At 60.5% G+C, this 19,098-nt stretch carries 2 protein-coding genes; one reads left to right on the forward strand and one right to left on the reverse strand.

The window, feature by feature from the left end; translation table 11 throughout:
- Positions 1 to 5: 5 nt before the first annotated feature.
- Positions 6 to 16,136, reverse strand: a complete 16,131-nt coding sequence (locus H2O77_RS11235; protein ID WP_346428184.1) for an Ig-like domain-containing protein — start codon at positions 16,134 to 16,136, stop codon at positions 6 to 8.
- Positions 16,137 to 17,239: 1,103 nt separating this feature from the next.
- Between H2O77_RS11235 and H2O77_RS11240 the strand changes: the two genes are divergently transcribed.
- Entirely contained in the window at positions 17,240 to 19,003 is a 1,764-nt protein-coding gene (locus H2O77_RS11240) for a BCCT family transporter (protein WP_215823083.1), read from the forward strand.
- Positions 19,004 to 19,098: the final 95 nt, after the last annotated feature.

Genomic DNA, 19,098 nt, shown 5'->3' on the forward strand with positions numbered 1-19,098 from the left:
ATGCTTCATGACAGCTGAAGCATTCGGGCCAGTCGATTGGCCAAACTTTCTTCTTGGTGATTATCCCCAGCTTCCGCCAAAGCAGCTTCCGCTTGCTGGTCCAGTGACTGCCAGCGAGCATCCGCGGTATCCATTCCTTCAGGTAATGCGATATCCAAGGACAATATACGGACGGTTCCATCCCCCGAAACCGCTACGATTCGCACATCCAAAGAGTGACCCTGCCCTGCCACATCTCCCGTGATATCCCCAGTCTGCGGGTCAATTCTTACCCCGTCAGGCAAAGCCGAGCCATTGCCGAGAGAGCCCTCATAACGGGCCACTTCTGCTGCACGTGGATCATTCAAGGTAATGGTGAGCCGTGTCCCGGAAATGCTCATACGATCAATGTGCATATCGTTACCGGTATTTTCTTCGTGCACGACCTCCACCGTACCCTGAGCCCCCATACTGATCTCAAGCCGGCGATACAGCACTTGGTCTTCTCGCTCCTCGAGAACCCTGCCATTTGCATCGACAAGCACTTCGCGAGTTTTAGTATTACCGTACTCATCAATTCCGATCACGGTGATACGCGCACGCTCCATGCCCGGCGGTAGCTTCCCGGACAACTGGCCAGTGGAGCCTTCCACCGTCAAGGTCCCCGGCAGCGGAGACCCATCAGTCTGGGTTCCCTGATATCGAACCGTCATGCCTTCTGGCAAGCCGAACTGGCCAATATCAGTCAGGCCGACACCTGCTCCCGCCCGGAGGAAGTTATCCAGATTTCCGATATCACTGCCGCCTGCCTGTTCTTGACCCGCATCACTGCCAGCAGCGACTCCATCAGCGCCAAGCACTTCATTGGCATAAGGGTCCGTTACGCGATTATCAGGTACAAAGCTACTTGATATTTGAGTAGTGCCCGGTGATGCAAGCGGCTCATTCGGGACGGTCAATGTAAAGCTGTAACTGACAGCCCCACCATTCCCGTCATCAGCCGTGACAGTGATGGCATAGGGCGCATTCAATGAAGCATCAAGGGCCAGCTGACCGGTAATCTGGCCGGTTGACGGGTCTATGGCCAAGCCTTCAGGCAAGCCTGTTGCCGAGTAGGTCAGCTCATCCGAAGCATCCGTATCCGCAAAAGCCTCACCTGCCGGGATCGAGATGTCACCGCCATTCCCCACAATGCGATCCGGAATTTCCGAGACAACCACAGGAGCATCATCAGTACCGGTCACGGTGACACTCAGGGTCGCGGTATCGACACCGCCCTGACCATCGCTGACCTGATAGCTGATAGCGGTAATACGGCTTTCTCCGACCGCGAGGTCATCGAAGTCCGCGCCCGGCGCGAAGTCATAGCTACCGTCGGCATTGACGGTGAACTGACCACCGTTGTCACCGGCAGTCGGCTGACCGACATTGGCGGCATCCTCGCCGACCTGGCTGACCGCCAGGGCATCCGTGTCGTTGCCACCGTCCGCGTCGTTATCCAGCACGTTGCCGGAGGCCGGCGCCTTCTCGGCGACGGTCACGGCGTCATCCTGGGCAACCGGTGCGGTGTTGCTCGGCGTCAGCGTGAAGGTGTCGGTGACCGTGCCGCCATTGCCATCATCAGCGGTAACGGTGATCTCGAAGGGCCCATTCTGGGAGGCATCCGGCGTCAGGGTACCCGTGATGCGGCCCGTGTCCGGATCGATGGTGACACCGTCCGGCAGACCCGCGGCCGTGAAGGTCAGGTCATCGCTACCATCCACATCACTGAAGGCATCACCCGCCGGGATATCGATCGCATCGCCATCTTCGGCAGTCGCGTCAGGCGTCGGCGTGCTGACGACCGGCACGTCATTGGTACCGGTCACGGTGACACTCAGGGTCGCGGTATCGACACCGCCCTGACCATCGCTGACCTGATAGCTGATAGCGGTAATACGGCTTTCTCCGACCGCGAGGTCATCGAAGTCCGCGCCCGGCGCGAAGTCATAGCTGCCGTCGGCATTGACGGTGAACTGACCACCGTTGTCACCGGCAGTCGGCTGACCGACATTGGCGGCATCCTCGCCGACCTGGCTGACCGCCAGGGCATCCGTGTCGTTGCCACCGTCCGCGTCGTTATCCAGCACGTTGCCGGAGGCCGGCGCCTTCTCGGCGACGGTCACGGCGTCATCCTGGGCAACCGGTGCGGTGTTGCTCGGCGTCAGCGTGAAGGTGTCGGTGACCGTGCCGCCATTGCCATCATCAGCGGTAACGGTGATCTCGAAGGGCCCATTCTGGGAGGCATCCGGCGTCAGGGTACCCGTGATGCGGCCCGTGTCCGGATCGATGGTGACACCGTCCGGCAGACCCGCGGCCGTGAAGGTCAGGTCATCGCTACCATCCACATCACTGAAGGCATCACCCGCCGGGATATCGATCGCATCGCCATCTTCGGCAGTCGCGTCAGGCGTCGGCGTGCTGACGACCGGCACGTCATTGGTACCGGTCACGGTGACACTCAGGGTCGCGGTATCGACACCGCCCTGACCATCGCTGACCTGATAGCTGATAGCGGTAATACGGCTTTCTCCGACCGCGAGGTCATCGAAGTCCGCGCCCGGCGCGAAGTCATAGCTACCGTCGGCATTGACGGTGAACTGACCACCGTTGTCACCGGCAGTCGGCTGACCGACATTGGCGGCATCCTCGCCGACCTGGCTGACCGCCAGGGCATCCGTGTCGTTGCCACCGTCCGCGTCGTTATCCAGCACGTTGCCGGAGGCCGGCGCCTTCTCGGCGACGGTCACGGCGTCATCCTGGGCAACCGGTGCGGTGTTGCTCGGCGTCAGCGTGAAGGTGTCGGTGACCGTGCCGCCATTGCCATCATCAGCGGTAACGGTGATCTCGAAGGGCCCATTCTGGGAGGCATCCGGCGTCAGGGTACCCGTGATGCGGCCCGTGTCCGGATCGATGGTGACACCGTCCGGCAGACCCGCGGCGGTGAAGGTCAGGTCATCGCTGCCATCCACATCACTGAAGGCATCACCCGCCGGGATATCGATCGCATCGCCATCTTCGGCAGTCGCGTCAGGCGTCGGCGTGCTGACGACCGGCACGTCATTGGTACCGGTCACGGTGACACTCAGGGTCGCGGTATCGACACCGCCCTGACCATCGCTGACCTGATAGCTGATAGCGGTAATACGGCTTTCTCCGACCGCGAGGTCATCGAAGTCCGCGCCCGGCGCGAAGTCATAGCTGCCGTCGGCATTGACGGTGAACTGACCACCGTTGTCACCGGCAGTCGGCTGACCGACATTGGCGGCATCCTCGCCGACCTGGCTGACCGCCAGGGCATCCGTGTCGTTGCCACCGTCCGCGTCGTTATCCAGCACGTTGCCGGAGGCCGGCGCCTTCTCGGCGACGGTCACGGCGTCATCCTGGGCAACCGGTGCGGTGTTGCTCGGCGTCAGCGTGAAGGTGTCGGTGACCGTGCCGCCATTGCCATCATCAGCGGTAACGGTGATCTCGAAGGGCCCATTCTGGGAGGCATCCGGCGTCAGGGTACCCGTGATGCGGCCCGTGTCCGGATCGATGGTGACACCGTCCGGCAGACCCGCGGCCGTGAAGGTCAGGTCATCGCTACCATCCACATCACTGAAGGCATCACCCGCCGGGATATCGATCGCATCGCCATCTTCGGCAGTCGCGTCAGGCGTCGGCGTGCTGACGACCGGCACGTCATTGGTACCGGTCACGGTGACACTCAGGGTCGCGGTATCGACACCGCCCTGACCATCGCTGACCTGATAGCTGATAGCGGTAATACGGCTTTCTCCGACCGCGAGGTCATCGAAGTCCGCGCCCGGCGCGAAGTCATAGCTACCGTCGGCATTGACGGTGAACTGACCACCGTTGTCACCGGCAGTCGGCTGACCGACATTGGCGGCATCCTCGCCGACCTGGCTGACCGCCAGGGCATCCGTGTCGTTGCCACCGTCCGCGTCGTTATCCAGCACGTTGCCGGAGGCCGGCGCCTTCTCGGCGACGGTCACGGCGTCATCCTGGGCAACCGGTGCGGTGTTGCTCGGCGTCAGCGTGAAGGTGTCGGTGACCGTGCCGCCATTGCCATCATCAGCGGTAACGGTGATCTCGAAGGGCCCATTCTGGGAGGCATCCGGCGTCAGGGTACCCGTGATGCGGCCCGTGTCCGGATCGATGGTGACACCGTCCGGCAGACCCGCGGCCGTGAAGGTCAGGTCATCGCTACCATCCACATCACTGAAGGCATCACCCGCCGGGATATCGATCGCATCGCCATCTTCGGCAGTCGCGTCAGGCGTCGGCGTGCTGACGACCGGCACGTCATTGGTACCGGTCACGGTGACACTCAGGGTCGCGGTATCGACACCGCCCTGACCATCGCTGACCTGATAGCTGATAGCGGTAATACGGCTTTCTCCGACCGCGAGGTCATCGAAGTCCGCGCCCGGCGCGAAGTCATAGCTGCCGTCGGCATTGACGGTGAACTGACCACCGTTGTCACCGGCAGTCGGCTGACCGACATTGGCGGCATCCTCGCCGACCTGGCTGACCGCCAGGGCATCCGTGTCGTTGCCACCGTCCGCGTCGTTATCCAGCACGTTGCCGGAGGCCGGCGCCTTCTCGGCGACGGTCACGGCGTCATCCTGGGCAACCGGTGCGGTGTTGCTCGGCGTCAGCGTGAAGGTGTCGGTGACCGTGCCGCCATTGCCATCATCAGCGGTAACGGTGATCTCGAAGGGCCCATTCTGGGAGGCATCCGGCGTCAGGGTACCCGTGATGCGGCCCGTGTCCGGATCGATGGTGACACCGTCCGGCAGACCCGCGGCCGTGAAGGTCAGGTCATCGCTACCATCCACATCACTGAAGGCATCACCCGCCGGGATATCGATCGCATCGCCATCTTCGGCAGTCGCGTCAGGCGTCGGCGTGCTGACGACCGGCACGTCATTGGTACCGGTCACGGTGACACTCAGGGTCGCGGTATCGACACCGCCCTGACCATCGCTGACCTGATAGCTGATAGCGGTAATACGGCTTTCTCCGACCGCGAGGTCATCGAAGTCCGCGCCCGGCGCGAAGTCATAGCTACCGTCGGCATTGACGGTGAACTGACCACCGTTGTCACCGGCAGTCGGCTGACCGACATTGGCGGCATCCTCGCCGACCTGGCTGACCGCCAGGGCATCCGTGTCGTTGCCACCGTCCGCGTCGTTATCCAGCACGTTGCCGGAGGCCGGCGCCTTCTCGGCGACGGTCACGGCGTCATCCTGGGCAACCGGTGCGGTGTTGCTCGGCGTCAGCGTGAAGGTGTCGGTGACCGTGCCGCCATTGCCATCATCAGCGGTAACGGTGATCTCGAAGGGCCCATTCTGGGAGGCATCCGGCGTCAGGGTACCCGTGATGCGGCCCGTGTCCGGATCGATGGTGACACCGTCCGGCAGACCCGCGGCCGTGAAGGTCAGGTCATCGCTGCCATCCACATCACTGAAGGCATCACCCGCCGGGATATCGATCGCATCGCCATCTTCGGCAGTCGCGTCAGGCGTCGGCGTGCTGACGACCGGCACGTCATTGGTACCGGTCACGGTGACACTCAGGGTCGCGGTATCGACACCGCCCTGACCATCGCTGACCTGATAGCTGATAGCGGTAATACGGCTTTCTCCGACCGCGAGGTCATCGAAGTCCGCGCCCGGCGCGAAGTCATAGCTGCCGTCGGCATTGACGGTGAACTGACCACCGTTGTCACCGGCAGTCGGCTGACCGACATTGGCGGCATCCTCGCCGACCTGGCTGACCGCCAGGGCATCCGTGTCGTTGCCACCGTCCGCGTCGTTATCCAGCACGTTGCCGGAGGCCGGCGCCTTCTCGGCGACGGTCACGGCGTCATCCTGGGCAACCGGTGCGGTGTTGCTCGGCGTCAGCGTGAAGGTGTCGGTGACCGTGCCGCCATTGCCATCATCAGCGGTAACGGTGATCTCGAAGGGCCCATTCTGGGAGGCATCCGGCGTCAGGGTACCCGTGATGCGGCCCGTGTCCGGATCGATGGTGACACCGTCCGGCAGACCCGCGGCCGTGAAGGTCAGGTCATCGCTACCATCCACATCACTGAAGGCATCACCCGCCGGGATATCGATCGCATCGCCATCTTCGGCAGTCGCGTCAGGCGTCGGCGTGCTGACGACCGGCACGTCATTGGTACCGGTCACGGTGACACTCAGGGTCGCGGTATCGACACCGCCCTGACCATCGCTGACCTGATAGCTGATAGCGGTAATACGGCTTTCTCCGACCGCGAGGTCATCGAAGTCCGCGCCCGGCGCGAAGTCATAGCTACCGTCGGCATTGACGGTGAACTGACCACCGTTGTCACCGGCAGTCGGCTGACCGACATTGGCGGCATCCTCGCCGACCTGGCTGACCGCCAGGGCATCCGTGTCGTTGCCACCGTCCGCGTCGTTATCCAGCACGTTGCCGGAGGCCGGCGCCTTCTCGGCGACGGTCACGGCGTCATCCTGGGCAACCGGTGCGGTGTTGCTCGGCGTCAGCGTGAAGGTGTCGGTGACCGTGCCGCCATTGCCATCATCAGCGGTAACGGTGATCTCGAAGGGCCCATTCTGGGAGGCATCCGGCGTCAGGGTACCCGTGATGCGGCCCGTGTCCGGATCGATGGTGACACCGTCCGGCAGACCCGCGGCGGTGAAGGTCAGGTCATCGCTGCCATCCACATCACTGAAGGCATCACCCGCCGGGATATCGATCGCATCGCCATCTTCGGCAGTCGCGTCAGGCGTCGGCGTGCTGACGACCGGCACGTCATTGGTACCGGTCACGGTGACACTCAGGGTCGCGGTATCGACACCGCCCTGACCATCGCTGACCTGATAGCTGATAGCGGTAATACGGCTTTCTCCGACCGCGAGGTCATCGAAGTCCGCGCCCGGCGCGAAGTCATAGCTGCCGTCGGCATTGACGGTGAACTGACCACCGTTGTCACCGGCAGTCGGCTGACCGACATTGGCGGCATCCTCGCCGACCTGGCTGACCGCCAGGGCATCCGTGTCGTTGCCACCGTCCGCGTCGTTATCCAGCACGTTGCCGGAGGCCGGCGCCTTCTCGGCGACGGTCACGGCGTCATCCTGGGCAACCGGTGCGGTGTTGCTCGGCGTCAGCGTGAAGGTGTCGGTGACCGTGCCGCCATTGCCATCATCAGCGGTAACGGTGATCTCGAAGGGCCCATTCTGGGAGGCATCCGGCGTCAGGGTACCCGTGATGCGGCCCGTGTCCGGATCGATGGTGACACCGTCCGGCAGACCCGCGGCCGTGAAGGTCAGGTCATCGCTACCATCCACATCACTGAAGGCATCACCCGCCGGGATATCGATCGCATCGCCATCTTCGGCAGTCGCGTCAGGCGTCGGCGTGCTGACGACCGGCACGTCATTGGTACCGGTCACGGTGACACTCAGGGTCGCGGTATCGACACCGCCCTGACCATCGCTGACCTGATAGCTGATAGCGGTAATACGGCTTTCTCCGACCGCGAGGTCATCGAAGTCCGCGCCCGGCGCGAAGTCATAGCTACCGTCGGCATTGACGGTGAACTGACCACCGTTGTCACCGGCAGTCGGCTGACCGACATTGGCGGCATCCTCGCCGACCTGGCTGACCGCCAGGGCATCCGTGTCGTTGCCACCGTCCGCGTCGTTATCCAGCACGTTGCCGGAGGCCGGCGCCTTCTCGGCGACGGTCACGGCGTCATCCTGGGCAACCGGTGCGGTGTTGCTCGGCGTCAGCGTGAAGGTGTCGGTGACCGTGCCGCCATTGCCATCATCAGCGGTAACGGTGATCTCGAAGGGCCCATTCTGGGAGGCATCCGGCGTCAGGGTACCCGTGATGCGGCCCGTGTCCGGATCGATGGTGACACCGTCCGGCAGACCCGCGGCCGTGAAGGTCAGGTCATCGCTACCATCCACATCACTGAAGGCATCACCCGCCGGGATATCGATCGCATCGCCATCTTCGGCAGTCGCGTCAGGCGTCGGCGTGCTGACGACCGGCACGTCATTGGTACCGGTCACGGTGACACTCAGGGTCGCGGTATCGACACCGCCCTGACCATCGCTGACCTGATAGCTGATAGCGGTAATACGGCTTTCTCCGACCGCGAGGTCATCGAAGTCCGCGCCCGGCGCGAAGTCATAGCTACCGTCGGCATTGACGGTGAACTGACCACCGTTGTCACCGGCAGTCGGCTGACCGACATTGGCGGCATCCTCGCCGACCTGGCTGACCGCCAGGGCATCCGTGTCGTTGCCACCGTCCGCGTCGTTATCCAGCACGTTGCCGGAGGCCGGCGCCTTCTCGGCGACGGTCACGGCGTCATCCTGGGCAACCGGTGCGGTGTTGCTCGGCGTCAGCGTGAAGGTGTCGGTGACCGTGCCGCCATTGCCATCATCAGCGGTAACGGTGATCTCGAAGGGCCCATTCTGGGAGGCATCCGGCGTCAGGGTACCCGTGATGCGGCCCGTGTCCGGATCGATGGTGACACCGTCCGGCAGACCCGCGGCCGTGAAGGTCAGGTCATCGCTACCATCCACATCACTGAAGGCATCACCCGCCGGGATATCGATCGCATCGCCATCTTCGGCAGTCGCGTCAGGCGTCGGCGTGCTGACGACCGGCACGTCATTGGTACCGGTCACGGTGACACTCAGGGTCGCGGTATCGACACCGCCCTGACCATCGCTGACCTGATAGCTGATAGCGGTAATACGGCTTTCTCCGACCGCGAGGTCATCGAAGTCCGCGCCCGGCGCGAAGTCATAGCTGCCGTCGGCATTGACGGTGAACTGACCACCGTTGTCACCGGCAGTCGGCTGACCGACATTGGCGGCATCCTCGCCGACCTGACTGACAGTCAGGGTATCGCTGGCATCGATATCACTGTCGTTGAGCAAGACATCGCCACTGACAGAGCTGTTCTCAGTTGTGACATTGGTATCTGCCACAGCGACCGGAACATCATTGGTACCGGACACGGTGACACTCAGGGTCGCGGTATCGACACCGCCCTGACCATCGCTGACCTGATAGCTGATAGCGGTAATACGGCTTTCTCCGACCGCGAGGTCATCGAAGTCCGCGCCCGGCGCGAAGTCATAGCTACCGTCGGCATTGACGGTGAACTGACCACCGTTGTCACCGGCAGTCGGCTGACCGACATTGGCGGCATCCTCGCCGACCTGGCTGACCGCCAGGGCATCCGTGTCGTTGCCACCGTCCGCGTCGTTATCCAGCACGTTGCCGGAGGCCGGCGCCTTCTCGGCGACGGTCACGGCGTCATCCTGGGCAACCGGTGCGGTGTTGCTCGGCGTCAGCGTGAAGGTGTCGGTGACCGTGCCGCCATTGCCATCATCAGCGGTAACGGTGATCTCGAAGGGCCCATTCTGGGAGGCATCCGGCGTCAGGGTACCCGTGATGCGGCCCGTGTCCGGATCGATGGTGACACCGTCCGGCAGACCCGCGGCCGTGAAGGTCAGGTCATCGCTACCATCCACATCACTGAAGGCATCACCCGCCGGGATATCGATCGCATCGCCATCTTCGGCAGTCGCGTCAGGCGTCGGCGTGCTGACGACCGGCACGTCATTGGTACCGGTCACGGTGACACTCAGGGTCGCGGTATCGACACCGCCCTGACCATCGCTGACCTGATAGCTGATAGCGGTAATACGGCTTTCTCCGACCGCGAGGTCATCGAAGTCCGCGCCCGGCGCGAAGTCATAGCTGCCGTCGGCATTGACGGTGAACTGACCACCGTTGTCACCGGCAGTCGGCTGACCGACATTGGCGGCATCCTCGCCGACCTGGCTGACCGCCAGGGCATCCGTGTCGTTGCCACCGTCCGCGTCGTTATCCAGCACGTTGCCGGAGGCCGGCGCCTTCTCGGCGACGGTCACGGCGTCATCCTGGGCAACCGGTGCGGTGTTGCTCGGCGTCAGCGTGAAGGTGTCGGTGACCGTGCCGCCATTGCCATCATCAGCGGTAACGGTGATCTCGAAGGGCCCATTCTGGGAGGCATCCGGCGTCAGGGTACCCGTGATGCGGCCCGTGTCCGGATCGATGGTGACACCGTCCGGCAGACCCGCGGCCGTGAAGGTCAGGTCATCGCTACCATCCACATCACTGAAGGCATCACCCGCCGGGATATCGATCGCATCGCCATCTTCGGCAGTCGCGTCAGGCGTCGGCGTGCTGACGACCGGCACGTCATTGGTACCGGTCACGGTGACACTCAGGGTCGCGGTATCGACACCGCCCTGACCATCGCTGACCTGATAGCTGATAGCGGTAATACGGCTTTCTCCGACCGCGAGGTCATCGAAGTCCGCGCCCGGCGCGAAGTCATAGCTACCGTCGGCATTGACGGTGAACTGACCACCGTTGTCACCGGCAGTCGGCTGACCGACATTGGCGGCATCCTCGCCGACCTGGCTGACCGCCAGGGCATCCGTGTCGTTGCCACCGTCCGCGTCGTTATCCAGCACGTTGCCGGAGGCCGGCGCCTTCTCGGCGACGGTCACGGCGTCATCCTGGGCAACCGGTGCGGTGTTGCTCGGCGTCAGCGTGAAGGTGTCGGTGACCGTGCCGCCATTGCCATCATCAGCGGTAACGGTGATCTCGAAGGGCCCATTCTGGGAGGCATCCGGCGTCAGGGTACCCGTGATGCGGCCCGTGTCCGGATCGATGGTGACACCGTCCGGCAGACCCGCGGCGGTGAAGGTCAGGTCATCGCTGCCATCCACATCACTGAAGGCATCACCCGCCGGGATATCGATCGCATCGCCATCTTCGGCAGTCGCGTCAGGCGTCGGCGTGCTGACGACCGGCACGTCATTGGTACCGGTCACGGTGACACTCAGGGTCGCGGTATCGACACCGCCCTGACCATCGCTGACCTGATAGCTGATAGCGGTAATACGGCTTTCTCCGACCGCGAGGTCATCGAAGTCCGCGCCCGGCGCGAAGTCATAGCTGCCGTCGGCATTGACGGTGAACTGACCACCGTTGTCACCGGCAGTCGGCTGACCGACATTGGCGGCATCCTCGCCGACCTGACTGACAGTCAGGGTATCGCTGGCATCGATATCACTGTCGTTGAGCAAGACATCGCCACTGACAGAGCTGTTCTCAGTCGTGACATTGGTATCTGCCACAGCGACCGGAACATCATTGGTGCCGGTCACGGTGACACTCAGGGTCGCGGTATCGACACCGCCCTGACCATCGCTGACCTGGTAGCTGATGGTGGTAGTACGGGTCTCATCAACCGCGAGGTCGTCGAAGTCCGCCCCCGGATTGAAGGCATACCCCCCATCCTCCCCTATCGTGAATTGGCCACCATTACTTCCCGTAACAGGCTGATCAATAGCGGTGGCACTGCCATCGACCTGGCTGACGGTCAGGGCATCCGTGTCGTTGCCCCCGTCGGTGTCATTGGCCAGAACATTGCCAATTGCCAAGACATTCTCGGCAGTTTCCCTCTGATCATCCTGCGCGACCGGCGCAGTATTGCTCGGCGTCAGCGTGAAGGTGTCGGTGACCGTGCCGCCATTGCCATCATCGGCGGTAACGGTGATCTCGAAGGGCCCATTCTGGGAGGCATCCGGCGTCAGGGTACCCGTGATGCGGCCCGTGTCCGGATCGATGGTGACACCGTCCGGCAGACCCGCGGCGGTGAAGGTCAGGTCATCGCTGCCATCCACATCACTGAAGGCATCACCCGCCGGGATATCGATCGCATCGCCATCTTCGGCAGTCGCGTCAGGCGTCGGCGTACTGACGACCGGCACGTCATTGGTACCGGTCACGGTGACACTCAGGGTCGCGGTATCCACACCGCCCTGACCATCGCTGACCTGATAGCTGATAGCGGTAATACGGATTTCTCCGACCGCGAGGTCATCGAAGTCCGCGCCTGGCGCAAAGTCATAGCTGCCGTCGGCATTGACGGTGAACTGGCCACCGTTGTCACCGGCAGTCGGCTGACCGACATTGGCGGCATCCTCGCCGACCTGGCTGACCGCCAGGGCATCCGTGTCGTTGCCACCGTCCGCATCGTTGGCCAGCACGTTGCCGGAGGCCGGGGATTTCTCGGCGACGGTCACGGCGTCATCCTGCGCGACCGGTGCGGTGTTGCTCGGCGTCAGCGTGAAGGTGTCGGTGACCGTGCCGCCATTGCCATCATCGGCGGTAACGGTGATCTCGAAGGGCCCATTCTGGGAGGCATCCGGCGTCAGGGTACCCGTGATGCGGCCCGTGTCCGGATCGATGGTGACACCGTCCGGCAGACCCGCGGCGGTGAAGGTCAGGTCATCGCTGCCATCCACATCACTGAAGGCATCACCCGCCGGGATATCGATCGCATCGCCATCTTCGGCAGTCGCGTCAGGCGTCGGCGTACTGACGACCGGCACGTCATTGGTACCGGTCACGGTGACACTCAGGGTCGCGGTATCCACACCGCCCTGACCATCGCTGACCTGATAGCTGATAGCGGTAATACGGATTTCTCCGACCGCGAGGTCATCGAAGTCCGCGCCTGGCGCAAAGTCATAGCTGCCGTCGGCATTGACGGTGAACTGGCCACCGTTGTCACCGGCAGTCGGCTGACCGACATTGGCGGCATCCTCGCCGACCTGGCTGACCGCCAGGGCATCCGTGTCGTTGCCACCGTCCGCATCGTTGGCCAGCACGTTGCCGGAGGCCGGGGATTTCTCGGCGACGGTCACGGCGTCATCCTGCGCGACCGGTGCGGTGTTGCTCGGCGTCAGCGTGAAGGTGTCGGTGACCGTGCCGCCATTGCCATCATCGGCGGTAACGGTGATCTCGAAGGGCCCATTCTGGGAGGCATCCGGCGTCAGGGTACCCGTGATGCGGCCCGTGTCCGGATCGATGGTGACACCGTCCGGCAGACCCGCGGCGGTGAAGGTCAGGTCATCGCTGCCATCCACATCACTGAAGGCATCACCCGCCGGGATATCGATCGCATCGCCATCTTCGGCAGTCGCGTCAGGCGTCGGCGTGCTGACGACCGGCACGTCATTGGTACCGGTCACGGTGACACTCAGGGTCGCGGTATCGACACCGCCCTGACCATCGCTGACCTGATAGCTGAGGGTGGTAGTACGGCTTTCTCCGACCGCGAGGTCATCGAAGTCCGCGCCTGGAATGAAGGCGTAGCTACCATCCTCAGAAACAGTGAACTCCCCGCCCTGCGTGCCAGCGATAGCCTGCCCGACACCTTCCGATTCGCCATTCACCTGGCTCACCACCAAGGCATCATTATCACCACTGGTATCATTCAGGAGCACATTACCAACGGCGAGCGCATTCTCACCTGTCGTTTTCTGATCGGGATTGGCCTCCGGAGGAATATTGGATACTTCCAGCAGAATGGTATCCGTCACAGTACCTCCATTACCGTCGTCAGCTGTGACGATAATATTGAAGGGCCCAGACTGAGAGGCATCCGATGCCAGTGTTCCCGAGATACGACCGGTCGTCTGGTTGATGCTGAGGCCAGCCGGTAAGCCCGTAGCGGTAAAGGACAGCACATCACTGGCATCTACATCGCTGAAAGCATCCCCCGCGGGGATATCAATTTCATCCGCATCATTAGCTGTTAGATCATCTGTCGGAGCACTGACAATCGGCGCGTCGTTCGTACCGTTAACGATAACGTTCAGCGTGGCGGTGTCGAAGCCCCCCTGTCCATCGCTAACCTGGTAACTGATGGTGGTAGTGCGATTTTCGTTGACCGCAAGGTCATCAAAGTCCTCCCCCGGAGCGAAGTCATAGCTACCATCCGAATTGATAGTGAATAGGCCACCGTTATCACCGGCTGTCGGCTGACCAACATTGGCGGGGTCTTCGCCTACTTGACTTACAGTCAGGTTATCAGTGTCGTTGCCACCATCGTTATCATTTACTAGTACATTACCTGATACTGGTGATTTCTCATCTACAGTCACAGTATCTGCAGCGGCCACTGGCGCGGGATTATTGACTGACAGATCAAAAGTATCCGAGACCTGATTACCCTGTGAGTCAGTGCCCACCACAGTAATGGAATATGGGCCATTTGCGGAACTATCAGCAGTGAGCTCTCCTGTGATCTCCCCGGTTTCGGCGTTTATCGAGAGCCCTTCTGGCAGGCCTGTGGCCGTATACGTCAAGTCATCATAGTTATCCAGAGCACCAAAGACCCCGGCCGCCTCCAAGGCAAATAAATCACCATCAGAAGAAAACTGGCTTTCATACGGTGTGATAACAGCAACACTGGACTGCCCAGTAGACTGATTACCATTGACGTCAATTACGGTGTATTGGAAATCTGACGTACCGGCATAATCAGCATCAGGCGTAAATATCAATTCGCCATCCGCTGACAGGGCCACACTGCCGCCTTCCACGCTGATACTATCGCCACCTGACTCAATTGCTATACCATTAATTTGCGAAATCGTCAGACTTCCACCGCCCTGTCCATCGTTGGCCAACGGATCAATGGTGACTGGGGTATTGGCTTCAGTAGAAGTAAAATCATCACGGGCTGCGGGGAGATCAACTGTTACTGGGGCAGTATAATTTATATCACCTGGGACACCTGTATCGACTTCTTCGAACAGCGCACCAATATAACGACCAGGACCAGCGACTCCAGCTCGGTATGAAAACGATGATACATTCTCGTACCCCACCGAGATCATATTATTAGTTTGATCTCGACCATTTGGAACATTATTTCCAGAACCATCCGCGGTTATAGAGCTTGTTTCAGGATCAACCGTCACACTTACGGCCGACCCCGACTCAATCTTATAATTATTTGCCTCATAGTACGTCATCGACTCTACGACGTTATCTAAATCCAAGCCTGTAGCAGTGAAGCTAATAAATCGTGAATTAGAGGTACCTGCATCAACAAAATCAATTGTATAATCTACAAATCCTTCAGGATTACTTGAGCTAATAGCACTAATAAACCCAGTTGGAAGCCCCGTTCTATTTTCATCGAGTACATCCAAAGTAACATTGTTTGCGATTGCATCAACCGTTACAATCGCATCAAGCCCATCTGCAACGTTACTGAATCGATACACAGCACCAGCTTGTCTATCGACACCTTCTTCAAGGGTCGGAGTAGCCGAGAAGTCCAGTTCTACTGTAGCTGCCAGCTTCCCCCCCCAATCAGTCGCAGCGATTGAAACAGCTTCAATATCACCCGTCTGGTTTTCCAGGTCCCAGTCCCCCCCCAGAGCCTGGCTTCCGGTGTCATCAGATGATGAAGCAATATCAGCCCCTGTGAGATTGGCGAGCTGAGTCGCTGCCTCTAAGCCCAAACCACCAGAGCTAAAGTCACAAGCATAGAGAAGGATGTCCCCTTCTTGCGTCAAGGCGCTGCCGATAGTTGCCAACTCATCGCTATATTCACCAGCCATGCTTGCCGCGTCGAGCGTTGCGGTACCGAGGCTCAGCTCACCTTCTTCCCCATGAGACAGAATGTGAACGGCTGAAATATCCTGCTGACCATCCAGGTAGCTGGCCATCTGCTTGACACCGTCAGCCTCTCCATTGAGGACTATAACCTCAGCCTCGGGATCCAACTCATCAACCAGTGACTCATAATTGGTGACATTGCTATCGACGAAGATGACAGCGCGAGAGGCTTGTGATGCTGTATCAGACTTCTCAGTGTCATCAGCAGTATCACTGGCAGAAGACTGTCGATCACTGGTGGCTTCATCCTGCTGCCGCGCCGACTGACTGGCTTGCAACGCCTTGGTGGCCGGAGACTGGGACTGAGCTGCCACAGCTTCAGCCGTCATGCTGTCTTGCTGAGAGTGATCTGCCTCACCATGACTAACGGAATAATCCTGATCCGTCGCAGTATCGGCGGCAGTGCCGACAGCGGCACCATCAAACAGGAACCGGGGTTCCAAAGAGCGAATCAATGCTGGGCGTAGTTTCTTGGGGGTCTTGTTATCACTCATCTTATCGCTCCTAACCTCGCGGTCCATGCTCGTCAAGGGGGGGGGCTGTGCGACAATCAAGCGCATCAGCATTTTGGCTTAATCTCAACCGTACGCTGAAGAAAGGCATCCAGATCAAGCCCCCCCCAAAAATCGTCATCTTGACAGTGTAAGATAATCCTCATGAATGGAAAAGGCTCAGCCAGCATAGGCACACCGAATTGAATTTCCGAATCGCCAACAGAGAAGTGCTCATACTTTAGCATGACAAACAAGGCCATACTCAGCAGTATTCACTGGCCATTTGTCGCACTCAAGGCAATGTACCAAGAGCCAAGCCACATAATAGAAACGACTCCATATACGCCAGGATCGAAATCTCAATCTTGACAGTATCATGTACAATCAGGTCTCAACCCTTCGATGAGAGACAACACTATCAGCCGATGTTGATTTTCGACTTGACACATCCTTGATTCCACACAACAGCATTTACGAGACAGCAAAGGTGGAAAGCAGCAGTAGGGAAACGAGAAACAGGCTCCATTACAACATTGGCCAGCCTGCTGTCAACATTAACTGGCCCTGCTGACTACCCCTCAATACACTTGCCTCATGCATCTTCACATCCCTCCTCTTGACCTCCATCTCGACCAGTCAAAACATTGGCTGCCTGCTGAACAGCACAAGAGCTCAAGATCTGGCCACCGCAAATTATTGAGAGACATCTGATCGGGGTCTTGCACAATTGGCTTGCAGCACACTGTATTAAATCGCGCCTCCCTCTATTCTTTCCCTGCTCCTCCTAACGCCCTCTGCCCTCACGCCCTCTGCTAGCCCGCCTGCCACCATCGAGCCAGGCTGCGCATCGGCGTTATTTCTTCTGTATTTCAAGATGTTAATGACGGCAGCTAAACTCTTTACATATAAATGAAAAAATAATGAGAAATTTCACTTTTGCGATTTTAATCGCCGCCTATTTTCATTTGTGACGCGAGAAGATTCATCGAGTGCTGTATCAGCTATAGCGCATTCACTGACGATGGATGGGGACCTAGCCGGTTCGATGAGTGGCGACGTCCCAGCCCCCGCTCCCATGACAACAATAAAATCTGCTCTCGATATTCCTGTCGGCTTGTCAGGTGTCTGACGAGATCTGGCGTGGAGCATCAGGGCCCCTTCCTGGAGGCACCCCAGTGACAGCAACACGCAACCCCGCAGCGACTGAGCGCGCTGGCAGCAACGGCGTTCCGCGCTCATCCGGTCTGCTTGGCGACTACGACAAGGGGCTGTTCTGGCCCGTCCTCAGCATCTACACCCTGATCATGATCTATGTCCTGGCGGCGCCGGAGCAGACCGGCGCGGCGCTATCCGGCATACGTGACTTCCTGATCTTCAATTTCGGCTGGAGCTTCGTGCTCGGGGTCGCCGCGACGCTGATCTTCAGCTTCTATCTGTTGCTCAGCCCCTTCGGCGGCTTCCGCCTGGGGCCGGATGATTCACGCCCGGAGTTCAGCTATGTGGCGTGGATCTCGATGATCTTCAGTTGCGGGCTGGGCATCGGTTTCGTGTTCTTCAGCGTCGCCGAGCCATTGACGCATCTCTATACCTCCTCGCATGTGAAGGACCTCAATCAAGTCGGCCAGCAGGCCGGGGTATCGACTGCGATCCGCAACACCCTGATGGACTGGGGCATGAATGGCTGGGCACTGTTTGCCGTGGCCGCCTGGGCCATCGCCTTTCCGGCCTATCGCCTCGGGCAGCCGCTGACGGTCGCCACCGGCCTCTACGGTCTTCTGGGGGAGCGCTGCAACAGCAGTCTGTGGGGCAAGCTTGCCAACGGGCTTGGTGTGATCGGCACCATCGGTGGCAATGCCACCATGATCGGGCTGGGCGTTACCTCCATCAGCTATGCCTTGAAGGTGCTGTTCGGACTCGAGTTCGGTGCCTTCGGTCAGGCCATGGTGATGCTGGTGATCATCATCGCCTACGTGGCATCGGCGGCGACCGGCATCGAGCGCGGCATCAAGTACCTCAGCCTGCTCAACATGATCATGGCCGGCGCCATTCTGCTGGTGCTGCTGGCCTTCGGTCACGCCCCGGCGCAGTACCTGCTGAACATGATCACCCAGCAGTTCGGTGACTACTTCGGCTCGGTATTCGTCAACCAGTTCTGGACCGACGCGGGCAGCTTCGAACAGCGTGAGTGGGTGGGCTGGTGGATGATCTTCTACTGGCTCTGGTACATCTCCTACATCCCCTTCTGCGGCGGTTTCATCGCACGCATTTCCCGTGGCCGCACCCTGCGCGAATTCGTGTTCGGCGTAGTGGTGGTGCCGATGCTGCTGTCGATCGTGTGGTTCAGCATCTGGGGCGGCTCGGCCGGCTATGCCGAGGTCAATCAGATCGTGCCGCTGTGGGAAAGCGTGCAGGGCAATCCGGAATCCGGCATCTACCTGTTGCTGCAGAGCATGCCCGGCGGCTGGTGGCTGTGCCTCGCGGTACTGTTCAACATCATCGTCTTTGCCGTCACCACCTCGGATTCGGCCTCGTTCTTCTCGGCCATGCAGGTCTCCAATGGCAACGAGAATCCAAAGATCCTGATGCGCCTGCTGTGGGGCGTGATCATCGGTGTCACCGGCATCGTCTTCCAGCTCGCCGGTGGCTTCAACGCCATCAAGAGCCTGGCGATTGTGGTCGGCGCGCCCTTCTTCCTCGTCAGCATCGCTTACATGTTCTCGGTCTATCGCATGCTCAAGGCGACCCATGAACAGCCCGCGACGGCCATGCAGCCGGCCCCTCAGGTAAAGCCGATGCCTGCCGAAACCGCTGAGCCGGAAGCCTCCAGCGCTGTGAAAAGGGCCACGCCAGCTAGCACGCCCAGTACCTCGCCAAGTACCACGCCCACGCCGCCCGCCCTCCCGGGGTCGGGAAGCCAACCCATCCCGGGCGCGACATGAACGGCATGACGGACTCACGTCGTCTCGAGCAGGCAAGCCAGCAGAGCGCAACGCGCACGAACCGGCACCGCCATTGATCGCCAATGACAACGATC

This window comes from Cobetia sp. 4B (genome assembly GCF_018831605.1).
GTDB lineage: Bacteria > Pseudomonadota > Gammaproteobacteria > Pseudomonadales > Halomonadaceae > Cobetia > Cobetia amphilecti.